Origin of the sequence: Bacteroides sp. OM08-11 (genome assembly GCF_003438665.1) — a bacterium.
GTDB classification, from domain to species: Bacteria; Bacteroidota; Bacteroidia; order Bacteroidales; family Bacteroidaceae; genus Bacteroides; species Bacteroides cutis.
In genome coordinates this window covers 545455-567237 of the sequence record NZ_QSTJ01000001.1, presented here as the reverse complement: position 1 = coordinate 567237, position 21783 = coordinate 545455, and the positions used below count along the sequence as shown (strand labels likewise).

Here is a 21783-nt window from a genome sequence, read left to right as displayed (position 1 = left end):
AATACCTGGAAATTCTCACTCCTCACGAGAGAATTTCTGTAGGAACTCTACCAAGTTCTCCCCTTCCGACAGATTTAGCTTCTTACGTAAACGATAACGGCTAATTTCCACCCCTCGTAAAGATATGTTCATCAACGGAGCTATTTCCTTAGAAAGTAGGTTCATCTTGATATAAGCACAAAGTAATTTATCCTTATTATTCAAGTCCGGATAGGCTTCTTCCAACCTTTTGAAAAAATCATGATGCACAGAATCAAATGTACTCTGAAATGCCTGGAGATCATTATCATGCTCAATATTCGTCTCAATTTGTCCCAATAAACGTAATGTTTTCCGACGGAGCATAACCAGATTTTCCTCACTGATGGAATGTGATATTCCAAGTACTTCTTTCTTGATGTCCAACAGAATTTCGTTTTTTCGTACTATATTCAAAGTACTTCGAATAAGTTCTTCCGATTTATGTCTTAACTCCGATTGTAGATTTTCTTCCTTTAGAGAATCAATCTTCTGGTCTTTCAAATCACTCTCTTTCTTGAATTGCTGTTTTTGACGATAAAGTTCAAGCTCTTTCTGTACAACCAAACGTTTTCGCCCGATAGAAATTCGATAATATACATAGCCTATCAACAACACAATCAATACAGAATATAGCATATAGCTCCACCAAGATCGATACCAAGGTGGTAATACCTCAAAAGAGAAAGATGCTGTTATCGGGTCTTCCTGATTGACCCGTGTACGAACATAGAATGTATATTTACCTTCGGGCAGAGCTGTATATTCCTTGATTGTGTTTTCGGTAGACTGGCTCCAAGGTTCTGATACCGGCCCCTCCAACTTACAAGAATAAAATAAAGCGAGCGACTTATCATAATTATTAGCACTATATTCTATACGAATAGAATTATGTTTATAAGGAACTTTTATTTTACGTTCGTTGGGTATATAACTGCGACCATATATAAGAGAATCTTTCACACCTCTCAGGTACACATATCTAACTTGCAAATTCAATGGATATTTCTTCACTCGTTTCTGCATAAAATGCAGTATAGAGAAACCTTCCTCCATACCTATAATAGCTTCATTACTCGTAAGTAAATTAACATGTTCAAAGTCTTCTATCAGATAATCCTTCAAATAAACTTCATTTTCACTACGATAATATTTTTTTTGAGCTGGGTTATAATGCAATAGTTTTAAAGCTCCATCCGTAGCATACCAGATATTTTTCAACGAATCCTGCATTATATAGGTATAAGCAGTTCTGCCACTCAATTCTTTTTCAAGTACATCGCACCTTTCCAAACAGTCTTTCAAACGATTATAACGAAATAGTCCTTCTCGTGAAGCAATCACCATTTCACCATTAATCGCTGCAATACATACATTGTTTCCGAAAGGTAATTCTTTGGAATTATAACACTTTTCCCGAACAATAGAGTCACATTCTTCTGAAAGAACCAGGCGATACACACCTCCTTCTTTGTTTGCAGTCCATAAAGCATTAGTTATCGGTTCTATATACAAACTCTTGGAAGAATATGCTTTCCCCTTGATTTTTTGATCCAGTTTCCAACGACCAGCCACTTTCTTCAATAGATATAGCCCATTATAAGTGGCAATCAATAATCGGTCTTTACGTTGTAAGGGTTTCACCCACCATACTCCGCGAATATTAATGTAATATAACTCGTCTCTGTCCAAAACTCCAAGAGAAGTAGTTCCTGCACAAAACAGTTTATCATCATACACGGCCAAAGAATAGATTTGCCCTACTATCCCTTCAACAGGATTTAGTTCCTGATCTTTGTTTAACATCACCGGATAATCAGACATAAACACACCTTGGTTAGTACCCAGATACAATTTATCATGATATAGACATGAAGCATATCCACTCCCTATGGGTACACTATTCTGAAAAGCCGGTGAATGTAAATGGACACAATCAATACCATTGTCCAATCCCAACCAGAGATTATCCTCTCTATCGAAAAACAAAGATAGTATCGTTTTATTCTGTAAACCGTTATGAGTCGAAATATGCTCTACTTCTCCCGTATCTAAATTTAATAACATTAAGCCATCTTGTACCGTCCCTAATGCCAATATTGAATCCTTGATATCTGCGCAAAAAAGACGACTCCTCTTCAGAAAATCATCCGCAGATGTTTGAAAAGGTACTAATACTCCATTTTCATAAGAAAGTAAACCACCTTCATTTCTTACTACAAGTAGTTTATCTTGATAAGAAAATATACCTACAATTCTTTTAGTTACATTATCTATTTCAGAAACTGTATTAGGAAGTAATGTAAATTCATCCCCATTTAAAAGGAATAAGCCAGTTCCTGCCACATAAAGTTGATCGCCCACCAAGGCCGAATGAACGATATTATTACAAGTTATCCGATGGATACGTCCTTTTTCAAAACAAAAGACAGCATTATCCGATTGAAAAAATACCCTATCTTTAGCCACATGAATATTCCAGATATTTCCAACGATCTTTTTATCTATAGTATCTGAAAGACAAACATAATCTAAACGTCCTAATGAATCAGGAACAAAATAACCAAACTGTTGAAGTCCACCTACATAAATACGTCCGTCATTACCCGCCTTCACAGCCCGCATCTTTGCATTGTGAATAGGATAAACAGACCAATTGGTCCCATCAAACTCTAAAAGGCCATTATTATTAGCAAAATACATCCAACCATTATCACACTGCATTATCATCCAATTCTGAGAAGCGGCTTTATATGAGTGGCGGGCATAATTCGTAATGGAACGTTGCCAACTACCCCACGAAGGAGTACATGTTAACAACATTAAAAAAAAGAACATATAAGACTCTCGTTTCATAGTAGTTAAGTTATTGAATTACGAAAAACAAAGGTATGTTTTTTTCTCTAAATCTCATACATCCCATACACTTTTTTCAAATTTGTTCATTCATGAACTTCAAAAAGTTCTTTTAAAAAAGAAATATTTACAGTATATAGATGTACCAATATAAATATACTAATTCATTATTTATCAATAAATTATTTTTTCAAGAGAAAGTTTTGATGTAGTTAAAAATAAAGAATGAGAAAGTTTTGATGTAGTTCTTAATAAGATATTATAATGCAATATACCTATTTTTGTTCTGTTCAAACGCAAAAATTAATATTAATTAAATCTATGTATTATGAGAAGAAAGATTTTTTCTTGGAAACTAATACAGCTATTATCCCTCTGCTGTATGTTTTTTCTCTCTAATTTAGGGACATTTGCCCAAAGCAGCATTACCATTAAAGGGCAAGTGGTAGACGCTGCGACTAATGAAAGCCTTATTGGTGTATCCATTCAAGAGAAAGGTACGACAAATGGAGCTATTACGGATATGGATGGTCATTATAGCCTGAAAATAGCCGATAACTCAACGATCGTCTTTTCTTATATTGGATATCAAACTGTAGAGTTAAAAGCTTCTGCTGCCAATGGAGTTATTAAACTGAAAGAAGACAGCGAAACTCTGCAAGAAGTCGTAGTAGTAGGTTACGGTGTACAGAAGAAAGTAAATCTTTCAGGATCGGTATCAGCAATTGAAGGTGAGAAAATCGCAGAAAAGCCGTCAGCCAATGCCCTTGCAGCTTTACAGGGTGAACTTCCCGGTGTAGCAGTATTGCGTAGTAGCGGTCAGCCTGGTAGTGAGACATCAGGTATGCGTATCCGCGGTTTCTCATCTGTTAACTCTACCTCTACCCTGGTATTGATTGATGGTATTGAAGGGGATATGACCTTATTGAATCCTAACGACATTGAGTCTATTTCTGTACTAAAAGATGCTGCTTCAGCAGCCATCTATGGTGCACGTGCAGCTGCAGGTGTTGTACTGATCACTACAAAAAGCGGTGTAGAAGGTAAGCCCAGGATCAATTATAACGGTTCTTTTTCATTCAACACGCCGGGTAATATGCCTGAACGTTTAACAGCTTGGGAAGAACAAGCGTTCATTGACCAAAGCCGTCTTGCCGCTACAGGTAAAACTGAATGGACTGCAGAAAAAGCATCTTGGGTAGGTAACCCGAATTTCAACTATCGTCCGCTATCCAATGGACGCTGGGATTATTTTGGTGCAACCAACTGGGTTGCGGAAGGTACTAAAGACTTCACTACTCAACAAAATCATTCTCTTTCTGTCAGTGGTGGAAGCAAAGCCATCAACTATATGTTGTCAGCTAACTTTTTCACAAAGAACGGTTTATTGAAATATGGTCCAGACAGTAATGACCGTTATAATCTACATGCCAAAATCAATACCTCTATTAATAAGTATATAGATTTAGGTGTAAACGTTCAATATCAATCCAAAGAAGTTGAATCATCTTCTTACGGAGCAGGTGCATTATTCGGCGCACTCTATTCCGGCCGTGGTCGCCAAGCTATTTATGTCCCAGAACCAGATGATAGTGGTAGTATCTACAATGGTGACCTTCAAGTAAACCCCATTGACATTATGAAAAACGGTGGGGCAAAGAAAACAAAATATGAAGCATTCATCGGAAAAGCAAACCTGACAATCAAGGACTTGGTTGAAGGTTTACGTATCAACTTAAGTGCATCACGTAAAGCAGGATACTATTCTGAAGTAAATGAAAAGCATGCTTTGCTTTGGTATGATAGAGTCGGAAATACTGTCAGAAGTAGAGCTAATGACCCCAACTCTCTTTATAAGAAAAAGAACTCGGATTTTCACGATTTGTTAGAAGCTACCGTTAACTACTCATTTGATTTAGATGACAAAAATCACAATTTCAGTATTTTGGCAGGTTCTTCTTACGAAAATTATCGGAAAGACGAGATTGATGTAACTGCCAAAAATCTCATTTCTGATGATTTCTTCTCTTTCAATGGTGGTTTCGATACTTCTGTAGCAACCAATACAGTAATAGGTGATAATATAGAGCCATGGTCTATGATGTCTTATTTCGGCCGTCTTAACTATAACTATAAAGAACGCTATCTGTTAGAAGCCAATGTACGTTATGACGGAAGTTCTCGTCTAGCCCCAGACAAACGTTGGAGAGCATTCCCTTCAGTTTCCGGTGCATGGCGTGTCAATATGGAAGATTGGTTCAACGTAGACTTTGTAAGTAATCTGAAACTTCGTGCTTCTTGGGGACAATTGGGTAATGGTGCCGTGTTAGGCCTTTATGACTATATATCATTACTCAGTGACACACAAGATAACACTCCTGCCACTTATAACGGTGAAAAATGGTACTATCAAGCCAATCTGCCTTCTACAGAGAAAACATGGGAGGTTATCGAAACAACCAACATCGGTGTAGACTTCGGTTTTTTGAATAATCGTTTAACCGGTAGTTTTGAATATTACTGGAAATACAACAATGATATGCTTTCATCTCCCCAGTTGCCTCATCAAATCGGTATCGGTGTACCCAAGCTCAACATCGGTAAATTGAAGACATGGGGTTGGGATTTCAATATCAGTTGGAAAGACAAAATCAAAGATGTAAGTTATCAAGTAAGTTTCAATCTTTCAGACAGCGATAATAAATTGGTAGAATACAATGGAGCCAGCGTAATCAAAGCAGGTGCTGTAGAATTATTGGAAGGTTATTCAATCAATACGATCTGGGGATACGAAACAGATGGTTTCTGGAAAAGCCGTGAAGAATACGAACAATATAAGAAAGATCATCCGGGCTATAAATCCTTCAACGATGGTAAAATAAGTGGTGGTGATGTAAAATACGTAGCACAAGGTAAAGCAGACCATGAAATTGGTGTAGGTGGTGCCACTCCTGAAGACCCGGGAGATTTGGTTTGTTTAGGTAATTCCAACGGTCGTTATCTTTACGGTATCAATTTGGCTGCACAATGGAAAGGTTTCGACATTTCTGTCATGTTCCAAGGTGTCGGCAAACGTAAAGTTATGATCAACCCGGAAGCATTTGCTCCATTGTGGCAAGATTATCAGATGCCGTGGACTATCCACAAAGACCACTGGACTGAAGACAACCAAGATGCTTATTTCCCGCGTATCTACCAATACAAAGGAAATGATTTCAACTTTAAAACGTCAGATAGATGGGTACAGAATGGTGCATATTTCCGTCTCAAGAATTTGACATTAGGCTATACAGTTCCGGTATCCAAGAAATACATTGACCGTCTGAGAGTATATGTAGCAGGTGAAGACATCTGGGAACACAGTAATATGCTTTCCGTTTTTGACCCGGAAATTGGTAATGATGCCAAAAGAAGTATCTATCCGTTCTTCCGTACTTGGACAGTCGGATTAAATGTTTCATTCTAAACCATTAGACACATTATGAAAAAAATATATTCACTTTTAATATCCGCTCTACTGGTTACCGGTTGCACACTGGACAGAGAACCGGAAACATCTTTAGCAGATAATAACTTCTGGACATCAGAAACTTTCCTGAGAGGTGCTTGTAACAGACTATATATTGACCTTCCGGGTTTTTCTCATGACAAACGTTCAGACGAACTTGTTGGTCCTAACCAAGATTTAACTTCCAGTGGTAACCGTAGCGTTCCCGGCACTTCCGGTGATTGGACTGATCCTTACAATAAGATAGGAAGATGTAACAATATTATTATTAAAACAGAAGCAAGTACTTCTTTTTCACAAGCTGTAAAAGACCGTTGGACCGCTGAAGCCCGTTTCTTCCGTGCCTATCACTATTTTGATTTGGTAAAGAAATACGGTGATGTTCCTTTGATCTTAAAAGCATTTGAGAATACCACAGACCCGGATATTGTCAAAGGACGTGATCCGCGTGAAACAGTCATTCAACAATGCTATACAGATCTCGAGTTTGCAGTAAAACACTTGCCAACCATTGAAGAAACAACAAAAGAGACCGATGGTATGCAAAAAGACTGGGGACGTGTTTCCCAATCCGCTGCATTGGGTATGATTGTTCGTATCGGACTGTATGAAGGTACCCACAAAAAATATCATCAAACACCTGGTGGCGACTATAGAGCTCACCTGAAAAAAGCCATTGACGCAGCAGAAACTATGATCTATACGGAAAAGAAGCATGATCTCTATCCGGATTTTGAAAAACTGTTTGGTTTTGATGGTGAAGGCTCATCCAATAAAGAAAATGTATTCGTAAAGATTTATGGGCCGAATGGAAGTTCCGGTATTGTTACCCATAACAATGTACGTGGTCTGGAAAATAGTGTTGCCTTGACTCGAAGCATGTTGGACAACTTCCTTTACAGCGATGGTTTGCCACGTGAAAAATCACCTTTAAGGGTCGTTCCTGAAACAAAATTCAGCGATATCACAGCCAATCGTGATCCGCGTCTTAAGATGACTCTGTTCTCTCCGGGTGAAGAAGCTTTCAAAGGTCCTTATAAACCATTTAAGACTGATGACCAGACACATGGTTACGGATATGCCATTAAGAAAGGATGGGTTGCAAGTGAATGGTCTCTGAACAGTAAAGGAACTATCGATAAAATGATTATCCGATATGCCGAAATATTACTCTCTTATGCAGAAGCATTATATGAATATAACGGAAATATTAGCGACCAAAAACTGGAAGAGACAGTTAACTATGTACGTCATCGTGTAGGTTTCGACGTAAAACTGACCAACGCTTTCGTTCAGGCAAACGGTTTGGATATGCTTCAGGAAATCCGTCGTGAACGTATGGTCGAATTTATCGATGAAAGTTTGCACTATGATGACATTATTCGCTGGAAAACAGCCGAAGAAGTGTTACCCAAAGCTGTTCTCGGTCTTCTTTACAATTACGATGACACAGAAGGTACTGTAAAAGAAGAGGTAGTAAAAGATCGTTTAACCGATGCCAACGGTTATTATAAGGGAGAAAAAGTATATGACGAAGGTAATATATATGTCATTGAAGAAGCCAACTCGCGCAGTTTTGATCCCAAACGTGATTATCTCTATCCGATACCTTCTTATGAAATCGGTACTTCCGGAGGAAACATCAAACAGAATCCATATTGGGGAAATGCAGCAGAATAATAACAAACAACAAATGTAATTATGAAAAAGTTAATGATATTTTTAATGATAGTTGCTACATGTGGTTTATTCACCAGCTGTGGTGACGATGATTGGGGTAATAACAATCCGGAAATGGAACATATCTATTACTATGGATTGGGTAACGTAAAATTCCCCGGTGGAAATGAACTTAAATATAACGTGAATCAGGGAGAAACAATCGCCATCCCTACTTATTTTTGGAGTGCATATACACGATCTTACAGTCCTGTAGTAGCCTATTACACCAGCTCTGACAAGTTAGTGCTCGGTACCGATTATCAAGTAGTTGACAAAGATGGTAAAGTATTGTCTCCGGATAACAATGGCGGTTATAGTATGACTTGGCCAAATGCCAAACAAGGTAGCCAAGACGTCTATATAAAAGCTTTAAACGGTGCTACAGGTTCACTAAAGGTCTTAACTTTCGACCCTACAAAAAAAATGGATCAAACCGATGTCAGCAGTACTATTATCGTCAAGACCAACGAATACGAAGTACGTGCCTTCACCGAGAATTACTACGTTACAGTAAACATAAAGTAATTTCATAGGTATTTGTATTAAATAGGTTAATTGAATTTTAGGATTAGAGGGACGGAAATTAAAGTATATTCTTTTCCGTCCCTTTTTTTCTCACTAATTTTACCTCCATAAACTAAAACAATTAAAAGCCGCCTCAGAATTATGAAACAAACAAGTATCCGAAAAAAGATTACTACAATATGGATTGCGGCCACCGGTTTCATGCTACTCAGTACATCTACAGCCTTGGCACAACGTGAAAGCAAAACGATTAATGACAGCTGGAAGTTCTTGCAGGGAGAATGTACAACTGCTGCAGACAGTACTTTCAACGATGATACCTGGACATCCATACATCTGCCTCACACATGGAATACAGATGCTTATACAAAGAAAAATTACTACCAAGGCACAGGTTGGTATCGCCGCCGGATATCTTTACCACAGGCATGGAAAGGAAAGCAGATTTATCTGAAACTGGACGCAGCAAGCAAAGCGGCTACCATTTATATCAATGGGAAAAACATAGGTGAACATGCCGGAGGATACACTGCCTGTACATTTGATCTTACCCCTCATCTATCTTTCACTTCTTCCAATGTACTTGCCATACGTGTAGACAATGCGAGACAAGACATTGCTCCTATTTCTGCCGATTTCACTTTCTTCGGAGGTATTTATCGGGATGTATGGCTCACTGCTGTCCCGAAGCAACACTTTAATCTGACCAATCATGGTTCAGACGGTATTTTTATCAATACCCCACAGGTATCAGAAGAGAAAGCAACCATACAGATACGTGGAGAAATAATGAACGACTCCAAAGAAAAAGCAACACTCGAATTGATTAATACCGTCTATCATCCGGATGGAAGCCTTGCACAGACACAAAAGCAATTGATAAAATTAAAAGGTGGAGAAGTTTTCACTTTCAGAAATGAAACCTCTCCCATTCTTCAGCCCCAACTATGGACTCCGGAAACTCCCAATCTCTATCGTATAGAGACCGTATTACGAGACCGGAAAACTCAGGCTATCCTGGACCATAGTGATCATTATACCGGTTTTCGTTGGTTCCATTTCGATGGAGATGAAGGTTTCTTCCTGAATGGAAAACCCTACAAATTACGTGGAATATGCCGCCACCAGGATCAAAAGCCCATCGGTGTAGCCTTGACTGATGAAATGCATCGTCGTGACTTCCAATTGATGAAAGAAATGGGTGCCAATTTCATCCGTATCTCTCATTATCCACAAGACGATGCATTATTAGAGATGTGTGACAAATTCGGTATGCTTGCCTGGGAAGAAATTCCTGTGATAGATATTGTACCCGACACACCGGGCTATGCCGAAAACTGCGAACGTAACCTGCGGGAAATGATCCGTCAACACTACAATCATCCTTCCATTATTACATGGGGATACATGAATGAAATATTATTGGTTACCCAACGGAAATATAAAACCCAAGAAGCGCTAAAACCTGTACTGGAACGCACGTTAGCGCTGGCAAACCGTCTGGAGAAAGCTTTGAAAGAAGAAGATACTACCCGCGTCAGTACCATGGCATTTCACGGAAGTAATGTGTACAATACGACAGGAATAAGCAAAATTACCGACATAGTCGGTTGGAATTTATATCAGGGATGGTATGGGGGTAATTTCAATGGTTTTGACAAATTTTTGGCAGAACAACATCATAACTACCCCACACATCCGATGATTATCAGTGAATATGGTGCCGGTTCCGACCAACGCCTCCATTCATTACTTCCTCGTGCATTTGATTTCAGCATCGAATACCAGCAAATGTATCTGGAACATTATCTTCCTGTACTGGAAAATACGCCTTATATCTGCGGTGGTACCCATTGGAATTTCATTAATTTTGCATCAGCTCTACGGGACGAATCCATGCCGCGCATCAATAACAAAGGATTGGTTTACGCAGACCGTACCCCCAAAGATGTATACTATTATTATCAGGCAACTTGGCGTAAAGACATTCCTGTATTGCACATCGCCAGCCGGGATTGGATTTACCGTACAGGGATACAACGAGGAGATACTCCTGTAATACTGCCCGTGAAAGTATACACCAATTTACCGGAAGTAGAACTTTTTATTGACGGTAAATCTATAGGAAAACAAAGAACTCAAAATCATACTGCTACATTCGGAGTTCCATTCAGTAGTAAACGACCATTCCTACTTGCACAAGGCAACTACAAAGGAAACAGGATACAAGATGGTTTGAATGTACACTTTACCCCCATTCCCGCCAATCTAAATACGGCCAATCTGCACAACCTGGAATTGGCCGTCAACGTGGGAAGCAATTGTTTCTTCACCTCCGACGACAGCCAATTGACTTGGATACCCGATCAACCTTATACAGAAGGAAGTTGGGGGTATATCGGCGGTAAAGAGCAAGGTACTCAGACAGAAATAATAAACACTACCGACGATCCTTTGTTCCAGACTCTCAGGAATGATATCAAAGGTTATCGTTTTGATGTGCCCAAAGGTATTTACGAAATTGAATTTCTTTTTACAGATATATTCCGTGAGAATGCCGGAATAGCTTACCAACTCGACCGGGATGGACAGCAAGAAAACCGTGAAAACTCATTCAGCATTTATGCCAATGGAAAATTATTGGAAGAAAACCTTTCTCCATGTCACGAAAGCGGATATTTCCATGCATTACGCAAAAGATACAATATTACAAACGATAGAGATAATATTGATATACGCTTCTATTCAACAAGTGGAAAAAGCTTTTTGAATGGTATTAAACTACGAAAAATTTACTAACTTTAAAATAAAAACACCATGAGACTGAAAGTAATACAATGGATGGCCGTTTTATTGCTGTTAGCAACCAATCTTCAGGCACAATCCATTTGGGATGCAACACACCTCGCAAATGTAAAACAATCATTACAAACTCCGTTCTATGCAACGGCTTATCAAGAGCTAAAATCAGAAGCAGACAAACTGCTGGATGTACAGCCACTTTCCGTTATGATGAAAGAGAAAACACCCGGAAGTGGAAACAAACACGATTACATGAGTCTGGCACGCTACTATTGGCCCGACCCGACTAAACCGGACGGACTTCCCTACATCAGCCGTGACGGTGAATCAAATCCGGAGTTGGACAAATTCGACCGTAACCGTTTGGGAGATACTGCCGGACGTGTCACTACTCTTGCTTTGGCATGGTATTTCAGTAATGACGAAAAATATGCCCAAAAAGCAACCGAACTTCTTCGGGTGTGGTTCTTCAATAAAGATACACGTATGAACCCAAACTTGGAATATGCCCAGGTAATTATGGGACGTAACAATAACAAAGGCCGGAGTTTCGGGGTTATCGACACTTATTCTTTTATAGAAATGTTGGATGCCGTACAGTTGTTGGAACAATCCGAGTCGTTCACCAAGAAGGATTCCAAGCAACTGAAAGCGTGGTTCAGCAAACTGCTCGACTGGATTCTTACCAGCCAGCAAGGAAAGGATGAAGCCTCAGCCGCCAACAATCACAGTATTGCTTTCGATGCGCAAGCCATCGCATTCGCCCTTTATGTAGGAAACTTGAATGTAGCTCGTGACATCATCAACGCATTGCCCGAACAACGTATGTTCAAACAGATAGAACCTGACGGCAGAATGCCGCAAGAGTTACGCCGTACTCGTGCCTTCCACTATTCCCAATATAACCTGACCCATATCATAGACATCATGACAATGGCTCAAAAGTTGGGTATCTATTTGGATAACTCAACTTCGGCAGACGGACGTAATTTCTATAAAGCCATGGACTATATGGCCGGATATACCGGAAAATCTCTGGCAGAATGGCCCTATAAAGAAATCGGTAACTGGACAGAAACACAACAGAATTTCTGCAAAGACTTATACCGTACGGCTATCTATATAGGAAATCAACAAGCTACTCCCGAAAAGCTTGCCCGTAACAAGCATTATCTCCGCCTGTATAATGATAACCGTATCCTCAATCCGAATGACCGTTTCAACCTGTTATACATGCAACCGACTGCAATCGACAATGCATTCGCCTTTGCCTGCAATCAGATGAAGTTGGCCATTCAATGTGCCAACAAAGCCAGAAAAGAACAAGATAATCTTTGTAAAAGACGTGTGGTACCACGTACTATCAGTAAAAGTGGTTCTTTGACTATGATAAATCCCAATGACTGGTGTTCCGGCTTCTTCCCCGGTTCATTGTGGCAAATATATAACTATACCAACGATAGTTATTGGCGCCAGCAAGCCATCAGTTTCACCTGGCTCATAGAAGATGCCAAATGGAATACCGGTACTCACGATCTCGGTTTCATGATGAACAATAGTTTTGGTAAGGCTTGGGAACTCACTGGAGAACGTTCTTACAAAGATGTAGTGTTGCAAAGTGCCAAAAGCCTCATTACCCGTTACAATCCCAAAGTTGGATGTATCCGTTCCTGGGGCAGAAACAGTGACACCAAAAAGTTCACCGTCATCATCGACAACATGATGAACCTGGAGATGCTTTTCCGTGCTACACAGGAAACAGGTGACTCCATTTACTATAAAATTGCAGTGAAACACGCAGATACCACAATCAAAAACCATTTCCGCCCCGATTACTCGTCCTATCACGTGGTAGAATACGATCCTGCCACAGGAAATGTACAAAGCCGGCACACTGCCCAGGGATTTTCCGATGACTCTTTCTGGAGCCGTGGACAAGCATGGGGATTGTATGGTTATACATTGTGCTATCGTTTCACCAAAAATCCGGCTTATCTGGCACAAGCCCGGCACATTGCCGATTTCTTCTTCGGTTTGCCTAATTTACCGGAAGACCTCATTCCTTACTGGGACATGAAAGCCCCGAATATCCCTAATACTCCAAGAGACGCTTCGGCGGCCGCCATCATGGCATCGGCCCTTTATGAGCTTTCTGCCTATGTTTCACCGGCAGACAGTAAACGTTATAAAGACATCGCCGATAAAATAGTAGATAGCCTTAACAAGCATTATCAGGCAGAACCCGGTACTTCTTATGGTTTCTTATTGCTCCATTCCACCGGTCATCACCCCGGAAACAGTGAAATAGATGTACCGCTGAATTATGCAGACTATTATTATTTGGAAGCATTGGGCAGAAAAAAAGCACTTGAGACAAATTAAATATTTTCTGATAATATACAGATAGTAAAGAAACGATTAAATCCCTATCTTTGCGATTATAAACAGAAGAATATAATCCATGTTATTAACTAAATAAAAAAATCATGAAGAACTTATTTGACATTAAAGGCAAAGTAATCGTAATTACCGGCGGTTGTGGTATTTTAGGAAAAAACATCGCTAATTATCTTGCAGAGCAAGGTGCGAAGATCGTTGTTCTGGACCGTGTAGAAGAAATAGGTAAACAACTCGAAGCAGAGTTGAACGAAAAAACAGAAGCATTGTTCCTGATGACCGATGTACTGAATAAAGAAGTATTGGAAGATAACAAAAAAGCAATCATCGAACGTTTCGGTACTATCGACGTATTGCTGAATGCGGCAGGCGGTAACATGCCGGGGGCAACCATCGCTCCGGATAAAACCGTACTTGATCTGGATGTAGATGCTTTCCGCAAGGTAGTAGATCTGAATCTTTTCGGTACCGTACTTCCTACAATGGTATTTGTAGACGTCATGGCAAAGAACAAAAAAGGCGCTATCGTCAATTTCTGTTCCGAATCAGCTCTCCGCCCGTTGACCCGTGTAGTAGGTTATGGCTCAGCTAAAGCCGCTATCGGTAACTATACCCGTTATATGGCAACCGAACTTGCCACCAAATTCAGCCCCGAACTCCGTGTGAACGCCATTGTCCCGGGCTTCCTGTTGACAAACCAAAACCGTGCCCTGTTGACGAACCCCGACGGTTCTTATACAGATCGTGCGAAGACTATCATCGCCCATACTCCTTGCGGTCGTTTCGCAGAACCGGAAGAACTGTTCGGAACGATCCATTATCTCATCAGTGATGCATCCAGTTTCGTAACCGGTGCGCTTTCTGTAGTAGATGGTGGTTTCGATGCATTCTCTATCTAACCGGCGTAATGCCGGAGCAAGGTTTCCTTGCGGTATATTAATAACAATATAAGTCAAACAAAATCACTAAACATTATATATATGATATTATGTGAACAAACCTGGCGCTGGTACGGTCCTAATGATCCGGTCAGCCTTTGGGACATCAAGCAAGCCGGAGCTACCGGCATTGTAAACGCTCTGCACCACATCCCCAACGGTGAAGTATGGACAGTGGAAGAAATCATGAAACGTAAAGAAATGATTGAAGCTGTCGGCCTGCGTTGGTCTGTGGTAGAAAGTGTACCCGTACATGAACATATCAAAACCCAGACCGGAGATTTCCAGAAATATATCGATAATTACAAAGAAAGTCTCCGTAATCTCGGTAAATGTGGCGTAAACATCGTTACATACAACTTTATGCCCGTATTGGACTGGACCCGTACCGACCTTGCGTACGAACTTCCCGACGGCAGCCGTGCCCTCCGTTTTGAACGTGCAGCTTTCATAGCTTTCGACCTCTTTTTGTTGAAGCGTCCGGGTGCCGAAGCCGAATATTCCGATGAAGAGAAGGCAAAAGCAAAAGTCCGGTTCGAGCAAATGACGGAAGCAGACAAGCAACTGCTCGTTCGCAATATGATTGCCGGTCTGCCCGGTTCGGAAGAAAGTTTCACACTGGAACAATTCCAGAAAGAGCTGGATCGTTATAAAGACATCACTCCCGAAAAGCTACGTGCCAACCTGATTTATTTCCTCAGCGAAATTTGTCCCGTTGCCGATGAAGCCGGAGTAGAATTGGTTATCCATCCAGACGATCCTCCTTGCTCTATCCTGGGCTTGCCGCGTATCATGAGTTGTGGCGCCGACTTCCAAGCGCTTATTGATGCCGTACCTAATAAGAGTAACGGCCTTTGCCTCTGTACCGGTTCATTGGGTGTAAGTAGCGCTAATGACTGTGCCGCCCTGATGGAGCAATTCAGTGACCGCATCAACTTCGTACACTTGCGTAGTACTCAACGTGATGCCGAGGGTAATTTCTACGAAGCCAACCACCTGGAAGGTAACGTAGACATGTACCACGTTATGAAAGCTTTCCTCGAACTCCAGCAACGCCGCGGTGTTTCCATCCCGATGCGTCCTGACCACGGCCACCAAATGGTAGACGATTTGAAGAAGAAAACCAATCCGGGATACTCTTGTATCGGACGTCTGCGCGGACTGGCAGAGTTAAGAGGACTTGAAATGGGAATTGCCAAATCTCTATTTAAATAAGATTTTCTGAGATTTACATTTAGAAAGCCATCCAATTGTGAAATATTACAATTGGATGGCTTTTTTATAAATTTATCTTAAACTCACTCTCTAACAAACTCCAAATACAAATGTATATAAAAAGAATAATTAAGAGTGACATGGATACCATTAACCTGCAACCTTCTATGGAAGATGTAGTGCCAATAAGTTGGCACAGTTTTGCCAATATAGTGGCACGACAGTGCCAATACTGTGGCAAGAGCGTGCCACTACATTGGCAACAACATGTCAATGGATGGTGGATTGAATAGAGCCGTTGTAGGACGACAAATGGATATCGATTATATGTCATATTTCTTGAAAGGTTATCCATAATCCTATTTTTTTCATTAACCTTTGTTCTATATCCTAATACAAAAGCGACATTATGATTACCGTTACGGATGTGAAGAGTGATGAACCTATGTTTGCTTTTTATGAACCTGCATTTTGAAATTGGTTGTCTGACCTTTGATACGGCAGTAGAAAGATATTTTTTCACTAGTGGGCACTTTAAATTAAACTACGTGCCATCTATCGCCTGCCGGGAAGGACATATCAGTATTATCTGTTGGCAAAATTGTACGCAGAACCGGACTTCTGCCAATCGGATAAATTTGAAGAGATGAAATGGATAGTGCGGACAAAGAAACCGAAGGTTGATTCTACAGCCATACGGAAAATGGGAAAAGAACTTGAAAATATAGACCCGTTGGCAGAATTAAACATGTAGTAATTTAATTCCACCAACGGATCCAGATCTCTTGTTATTGCAATTCAAAAGGAACCACTCCCTTGATGTCCGTTGCCGAAGCAGCGATAATCGCTTCAAATTTACCCGGTTCGGCCACCCAGGTATGGCGGGCATCATCAAAGAAACTTAAAGCCTCCTTATTGACAGTAAACGACACTTCCTTCGATTCGCCCGGAGCAAGTTTAATCTTTTGGAAACCTTTCAACTCCTTGACAGGACGTGGAAGAGAAGATTTCTTGTCGCTGATGTAGAACTGCACGACCTCTTGCCCTTCACGAGCTCCCGTATTCTTCACAGTAACTTTCACAGTCAGCTTACCATCGGCAGACATCGTCTTGCTGTCGGCTGTGGGCTTACCATATTCAAAAGTAGTATAACTCAGACCATGACCGAAAGGAAACAAAGGTTTCACCTTCTTCTGTTTGTCTGCCCAGCGATAACCCACAAAAATGCTTTCGTTATACTTTATATCCATCACCTTCTTGCTTTTTTCACCACTATATTCGCCCAAGGCATGAGCAGAATTATCTTCCAGTTTCGCAGGGAAGGTAAACGGCAATTTACCACTGGGATTTACATCCCCCATCAGTACGGCCGCCAAAGCACTACCCGCTTCAGAACCCAAATACCAATCTTGCACAATGGCAGGAACCTCATTTACCCACGGCATGGCAATAGCATTACCGGAAATATTCACAACTACCAGATTTTTATTAGCCTTTGCCAAAGCGGAAATCACGGCATCCTGCCCATAGGACAAACCCAGTTCTTTGCGGTCGGAATCCTCACAATCCTGTCCGGCGCTCTTGTTCAATCCACCAATAAAAATTACATAATCGGCATCCTGAGCCACTTTTACCGCCTCAGCTATCAGTTCTTCAGGAGAACGGTCGTCTTTCAGGTTCTGACCGGTCACCACTCCATTATATTCACCGGTAGCATCCCCCACATATCCACGTGCATACACTACTTCAGCCTGATTACCTACACGTTGGCGGATACCATCCAACGGAGAAAGTTCACGCTGTACTTTCAAAGATGAACTACCGCCGCCTACTGTCATCATCTTAACAGCATTCTCACCCACCACAGCAATCTTCTTCGCCTTGTTCAAATCTATCGGAAGCACGGCATTTTTATTCTGCAACAATACGATACCTTCTTCACCAATGCGACGGGCCGCCTCGTAATGTTCAGGAGAAAGTAATGTACCAAAAGGACGGTTCACATCCATTGTGGTGCGAAATGCCAGACGGAGGATACGGCGTACTTTATCGTCCAATTCTTTGGTACCCGCTTTACCTTCCTGAATACGTTGCAAATAAGGCATAGCCAGATAATAATTATCATATGCATTGCTGGCACCGTTAGAAAGACCGTTGGTCCAACTTCCAAACTCCATATCAAGGCCATTGGTAATAGCCTGATCCGTATCGTGTGTCCCCCCCCAATCGGAAACAACTACACCGTCAAAGCCCCACTCTCCTTTCAGGATATCATTCAAGAGATACTGGTTGTGACAGGCATGTTGCCCTTTGTACAAATTATAAGCACCCATAATAGCCCATGCCTTTCCTTCCTGGACAGCAGCTTTGAAGGCAGGTAAATAGATCTCATACAACGCACGGTCGTCTACAATTACGTTAAGGGTATGGCGATTGATTTCCTGATTGTTCAGCGCAAAATGTTTCACACAAGCAGCTACTCCGTTTTGCTGTACGCCCTGTATGTATGGTACTACCATACGGGATGCCAAATACGGATCTTCGCCCATATACTCAAAGTTACGGCCGTTCAATGGAGTACGGTAAATGTTTACTCCGGGACCAAGCAGAACAGTCTTGTTACGATAACGCGCCTCTTCACCGATACTCTTTCCATAGAGCAGCGACATTTCCGGGTTCCAGGTTGCGGCAAGACAAGTCAGCGCCGGATAGGCTACGCAAGAGTCGTTCGTCCAACCTGCCTGATTCCACTCATCCCACAACACTTCGGGACGGATACCGTGGGGGCCATCTGTCATCCAAAACTCAGGAATACCCAGGCGAGGTACGCCCGGACTGCTAAACTTGGACTGCGCATGTGTCATCGCAACTTTTTCTTTCAATGTAAGGCGTCCTAACGCATCTTCTACTCTCTCTTCAATGGGTTTGGTGGCATCCAGATAAACAGGTTTCTGTTGTGCCGAGAGAGGAAGCACAATTGCCAGAGCCAAACCTAATAGAACTTTCTTCATACTTATTTATTTTATCATTTATTATTTCATTCCCAACGACTGTATATAGCCTTCCTGTACTACGCAATTCTCCAATTTACAAGCTTCGATAAAATCCATCATCGCCTTACGTGCCATTGCCTGATCGGGACGTGCCTCACGGATTTCACGGTAAGTGGTACGTGGAGCTTCGGAGAAATTCACAATATTCGTCCAATTCTCCGGAGGAGTGATACCGACGAAAGACGAACCATCCATCTTTTTATAAGGCCAGAAGGTATAACCGATATTATTTTCACGCATCGTCCGGCAGAAAGCAGCCTGCCACTCATCTGTGTTATGCCCTATTTCGCCCATATACATCGGCAGATTGACACTATCACGGAAATTGATGAAACCCTGAATAGCTTCTTTGGTGGGCTCACCCCCGTAACGGTGACAAGTATACATGATTTTATCATCGAACTTAGAATCTTTGAATGGTTTAAAGTTACCGTTCCATTGTGAACCACCCAATAGAATAATATGATTTTTATCTACTTCACGAATAGCTGCAACACCCATCTTATATATATCTTCCAATTTCCCATTCAGCTCGTTCATATTTTCAAAATATGGAGCGATAGGTTCATTGAAAAGCTCATAACCCAGGATTACCGGCTCATTTTTATAATAAGTCGCTATTTTACGCCAGATATCGCAATACAACTGTTGACTGGCTTTACTCTCGAACAACCACGGATATCCATAACTGTCGTCAATGTTATCACCTGTCTGTCCACCCGGAGCATCGTGCATATCAAGAATAAGGTAAAGATCGGCTTCACGACACCATTTCACTACGCTGTCCATACGGGCAAACCCATCTTGGTTGGCTGTCAACCCCATATAATCTTCATCGGTGAAAAGTTTGTAGTGAAAAGGCAGACGGATGGTATTGGCACCTGTATTCTTGATAAATTGAATATCCTCACGCGTTACATAGTTATCTTTAAACGCTTTCCAGAACTCAGCCGTAAAGTCGGGTCCTACCAGCTGACAGAACATTTCATTGATGAAACGACCGGAATTGGTCTTGCTGAAACGAAACATATAACCTTCGGGATTTAGCCAGTTTCCAAGGTTTGTTCCTTGAATAAAAAGTTTAGAGCCATCAGGCTTTATCAGATCCTGTCCTTGAATGGTTACGAATGCATCGGCAGAAACCTCCCGAGAAACTTGTTTATCACTACAGCCTGTCAGACCTAATGACAACAGGGCAATAGAAATGCCCGTTACTAATAGATTTTTCATGGTAAATAATTTTATATAGTTAGTGTTCGTGTCACTTTTTCCAAAGATAAGAACCGACGGACTTAGCAGGCAACTCACCATTCAGATAGTTCTTGCCATCTATAGTCACACTGAAACCGGAAGTATCTTCACTGGCGTTCAATACGACAAAAGCAACCGTTCCATCGGGGTTTTCAAAGGCTGAATATATCAATCCGCCGTCTCTGTCTGACTTACTTTCTATACGGAATGCACCAGGTTTTACTACAGATGACAAATGTCCTATGATGTAGTAATGCGAATTATAAGTCATCGTTTTATAGTCGGATTTGTCAATATCCACCGCACCATAACAAGTCCGGCAACCTCCTTCACGATTAGGACCACGCTCAGTATCCAGCATCAGGTTCCATACAATGACACCTTTACACCAATTGTTGACAGTACCCAAAGCAACTTCACGCATATCTTCTATCAATCGACGCTGTAGGTTGCGTCCATCATTCCACATCCCGATCGAAGTTTCCGTAAAAATAAGCTCTTTATCGGGACGCTGGCGTTGAATATCATTTAACTCTTCACGATTTCCACCATAATTATGATATGCCGCACCGGTCAAGAAGGCGGCAGCTACTTCGTCATCGTACATCCTGACAGGATAATCATTTTGTTCTGCCATATTATCATAATTATAATTATGGTCGAAAGCATAAATCCTTGTATCCAGTCCGGCAGACTTGAATGCAGGACCAAGCGCCTCTCTCACAAAAGCAAGTTCTTCTTTCCAACCCATGAACAGGGAAGCTGAATTTCCCCTATTCAACGGTTCATTTTGGGGTGTTACCGAATAAATCCGGATACCTTCTTTTCCAAATGCCTGTATCCATTTCACAAAATAAGCGGCATAGTCTTTATAATATAGGGGATTCAATTGGCCACTCGTCCAAGAATCGAAAGGCTTTTTTTCTTCCAGATTGTTTACCTTCATCCATTTGGGACATGTCCACGGGGAACCTAAAATTTTAATTGTAGGATTAATCGCCAGAATTTCCTTCAATATAGGTATCACATAGTCTTTCTCCTCACTCTGCAAAGCAAAGTTTTCGATACCGGGAGTATCACAACAAGTATATTCACTCAACGAGAAATCCGAACATCCAATTGAAATACGTATATAGCTAAACCCAAGCCCTTCCTTTTCCGAGAAAGTACGGACAAGGAACCTAGTACGCTCAGACGGAGCCATTTTCATCAGATTATAACAAGTAGAACCTGTCACAGCAGCACCGAAACCATCCATTGATTGATATCGTACGGTAGGATTTAATGTAATGATAGAAGACGAACAAGCTTTGCCGGAGAAATTTAAAACTGTTCGGTCGAAACTTTGTGTACGGTCGGCAGTCGTGATGTATGCCTTTACCTTGACCTTCTCTATACCGGAAGGTGTATTTACTGACGACATCCGTGTGTTGGCGCATGCAATAACAGCAGTAGACATGTAACACGCTAAAATCAAAGGTAATTTAAATTTCATGGT

At 41.2% G+C, this 21783-nt stretch carries 12 protein-coding genes and 1 pseudogene; 9 read left to right on the top strand and 4 right to left on the bottom strand.

From position 1 onward, the window contains the following. Positions 1-15: 15 nt before the first annotated feature. Positions 16-2856: a triple tyrosine motif-containing protein gene (locus DXC10_RS02180; RefSeq protein WP_233519848.1), complete on the bottom strand. Its 2841-nt coding sequence runs from the start codon at positions 2854-2856 to the stop codon at positions 16-18. A 346-nt stretch (positions 2857-3202) separates the two neighbouring features. Here DXC10_RS02180 and DXC10_RS02175 point away from each other — a divergent pair, with 346 nt between their 5' ends. The 9 genes and pseudogenes from DXC10_RS02175 to DXC10_RS16275 form a co-directional block, all read left to right on the top strand. Continuing rightward, positions 3203-6340, top strand: coding sequence for a TonB-dependent receptor (locus tag DXC10_RS02175; protein ID WP_117737257.1), 3138 nt, complete (start codon positions 3203-3205; stop codon positions 6338-6340). 15 nt (positions 6341-6355) lie between these two features. Beyond that, a complete protein-coding gene (locus tag DXC10_RS02170; protein ID WP_101542103.1) occupies positions 6356-8062 on the top strand; it encodes a RagB/SusD family nutrient uptake outer membrane protein in 1707 nt (568 codons plus the stop codon). Between the two features lie 45 nt (positions 8063-8107). Continuing rightward, a complete protein-coding gene (locus DXC10_RS02165; RefSeq protein WP_233519847.1) occupies positions 8108-8629 on the top strand; it encodes a hypothetical protein in 522 nt (173 codons plus the stop codon). Between the two features lie 201 nt (positions 8630-8830). Beyond that, positions 8831-11428: a glycoside hydrolase family 2 TIM barrel-domain containing protein gene (locus DXC10_RS02160; protein WP_233519864.1), complete on the top strand. Its 2598-nt coding sequence runs from the start codon at positions 8831-8833 to the stop codon at positions 11426-11428. A gap of 18 nt (positions 11429-11446) precedes the next feature. After that, positions 11447-13813 (top strand): alginate lyase family protein, encoded by a 2367-nt coding sequence (locus DXC10_RS02155; protein WP_117737256.1) that lies wholly within the window; start codon positions 11447-11449, stop codon positions 13811-13813. Positions 13814-13917: 104 nt separating this feature from the next. Further along, positions 13918-14727 (top strand): SDR family oxidoreductase, encoded by an 810-nt coding sequence (locus tag DXC10_RS02150; RefSeq protein ID WP_101542099.1) that lies wholly within the window; start codon positions 13918-13920, stop codon positions 14725-14727. 81 nt (positions 14728-14808) lie between these two features. Beyond that, positions 14809-15981, top strand: coding sequence for a mannonate dehydratase (gene uxuA / locus DXC10_RS02145; RefSeq protein WP_101542098.1), 1173 nt, complete (start codon positions 14809-14811; stop codon positions 15979-15981). 110 nt (positions 15982-16091) lie between these two features. Further along, positions 16092-16274 (top strand): hypothetical protein, encoded by a 183-nt coding sequence (locus DXC10_RS02140; protein ID WP_117737255.1) that lies wholly within the window; start codon positions 16092-16094, stop codon positions 16272-16274. 251 nt (positions 16275-16525) lie between these two features. Further along, positions 16526-16735: pseudogene (locus DXC10_RS16275) on the top strand (hypothetical protein); the annotation flags it as partial. Positions 16736-16769: 34 nt separating this feature from the next. On the opposite strand, the gene DXC10_RS02135 reads toward DXC10_RS16275, so the two are convergent. Genes DXC10_RS02135 through DXC10_RS02125 form a run of 3 tightly spaced genes read right to left on the bottom strand, consistent with a single transcriptional unit; the run spans position 16770 to position 21780 of the window. Next, the gene (locus DXC10_RS02135; RefSeq protein ID WP_101542096.1) at positions 16770-18992 is read right to left on the bottom strand and encodes a glycoside hydrolase family 3 C-terminal domain-containing protein; all 2223 of its coding nucleotides are present in this window, start codon (positions 18990-18992) and stop codon (positions 16770-16772) included. Between the two features lie 21 nt (positions 18993-19013). Beyond that, a complete protein-coding gene (locus tag DXC10_RS02130) occupies positions 19014-20264 on the bottom strand; it encodes a glycoside hydrolase family 5 protein (protein WP_117737254.1) in 1251 nt (416 codons plus the stop codon). Between the two features lie 31 nt (positions 20265-20295). Then, entirely contained in the window at positions 20296-21780 is a 1485-nt protein-coding gene (locus tag DXC10_RS02125) for a glycoside hydrolase family 30 beta sandwich domain-containing protein (protein ID WP_101542094.1), read from the bottom strand. Positions 21781-21783: the final 3 nt, after the last annotated feature.

Coding starts and splice junctions, on each gene's coding strand:
- DXC10_RS02175 (WP_117737257.1), top strand. CDS start 3,203: ATGAGAAGAAAGATTTTTTCTTGGAAACTAATACAGCTATTATCCCTC.
- DXC10_RS02135 (WP_101542096.1), bottom strand. CDS start 18,992: ATGAAGAAAGTTCTATTAGGTTTGGCTCTGGCAATTGTGCTTCCTCTC.
- DXC10_RS02130 (WP_117737254.1), bottom strand. CDS start 20,264: ATGAAAAATCTATTAGTAACGGGCATTTCTATTGCCCTGTTGTCATTA.
- uxuA (WP_101542098.1), top strand. CDS start 14,809: ATGATATTATGTGAACAAACCTGGCGCTGGTACGGTCCTAATGATCCG.
- DXC10_RS02165 (WP_233519847.1), top strand. CDS start 8,108: ATGATAGTTGCTACATGTGGTTTATTCACCAGCTGTGGTGACGATGAT.
- DXC10_RS02140 (WP_117737255.1), top strand. CDS start 16,092: ATGTATATAAAAAGAATAATTAAGAGTGACATGGATACCATTAACCTG.
- DXC10_RS02150 (WP_101542099.1), top strand. CDS start 13,918: ATGAAGAACTTATTTGACATTAAAGGCAAAGTAATCGTAATTACCGGC.
- DXC10_RS02180 (WP_233519848.1), bottom strand. CDS start 2,856: ATGTTCTTTTTTTTAATGTTGTTAACATGTACTCCTTCGTGGGGTAGT.
- DXC10_RS02160 (WP_233519864.1), top strand. CDS start 8,831: ATGCTACTCAGTACATCTACAGCCTTGGCACAACGTGAAAGCAAAACG.
- DXC10_RS02170 (WP_101542103.1), top strand. CDS start 6,356: ATGAAAAAAATATATTCACTTTTAATATCCGCTCTACTGGTTACCGGT.
- DXC10_RS02155 (WP_117737256.1), top strand. CDS start 11,447: ATGAGACTGAAAGTAATACAATGGATGGCCGTTTTATTGCTGTTAGCA.
- DXC10_RS02125 (WP_101542094.1), bottom strand. CDS start 21,780: ATGAAATTTAAATTACCTTTGATTTTAGCGTGTTACATGTCTACTGCT.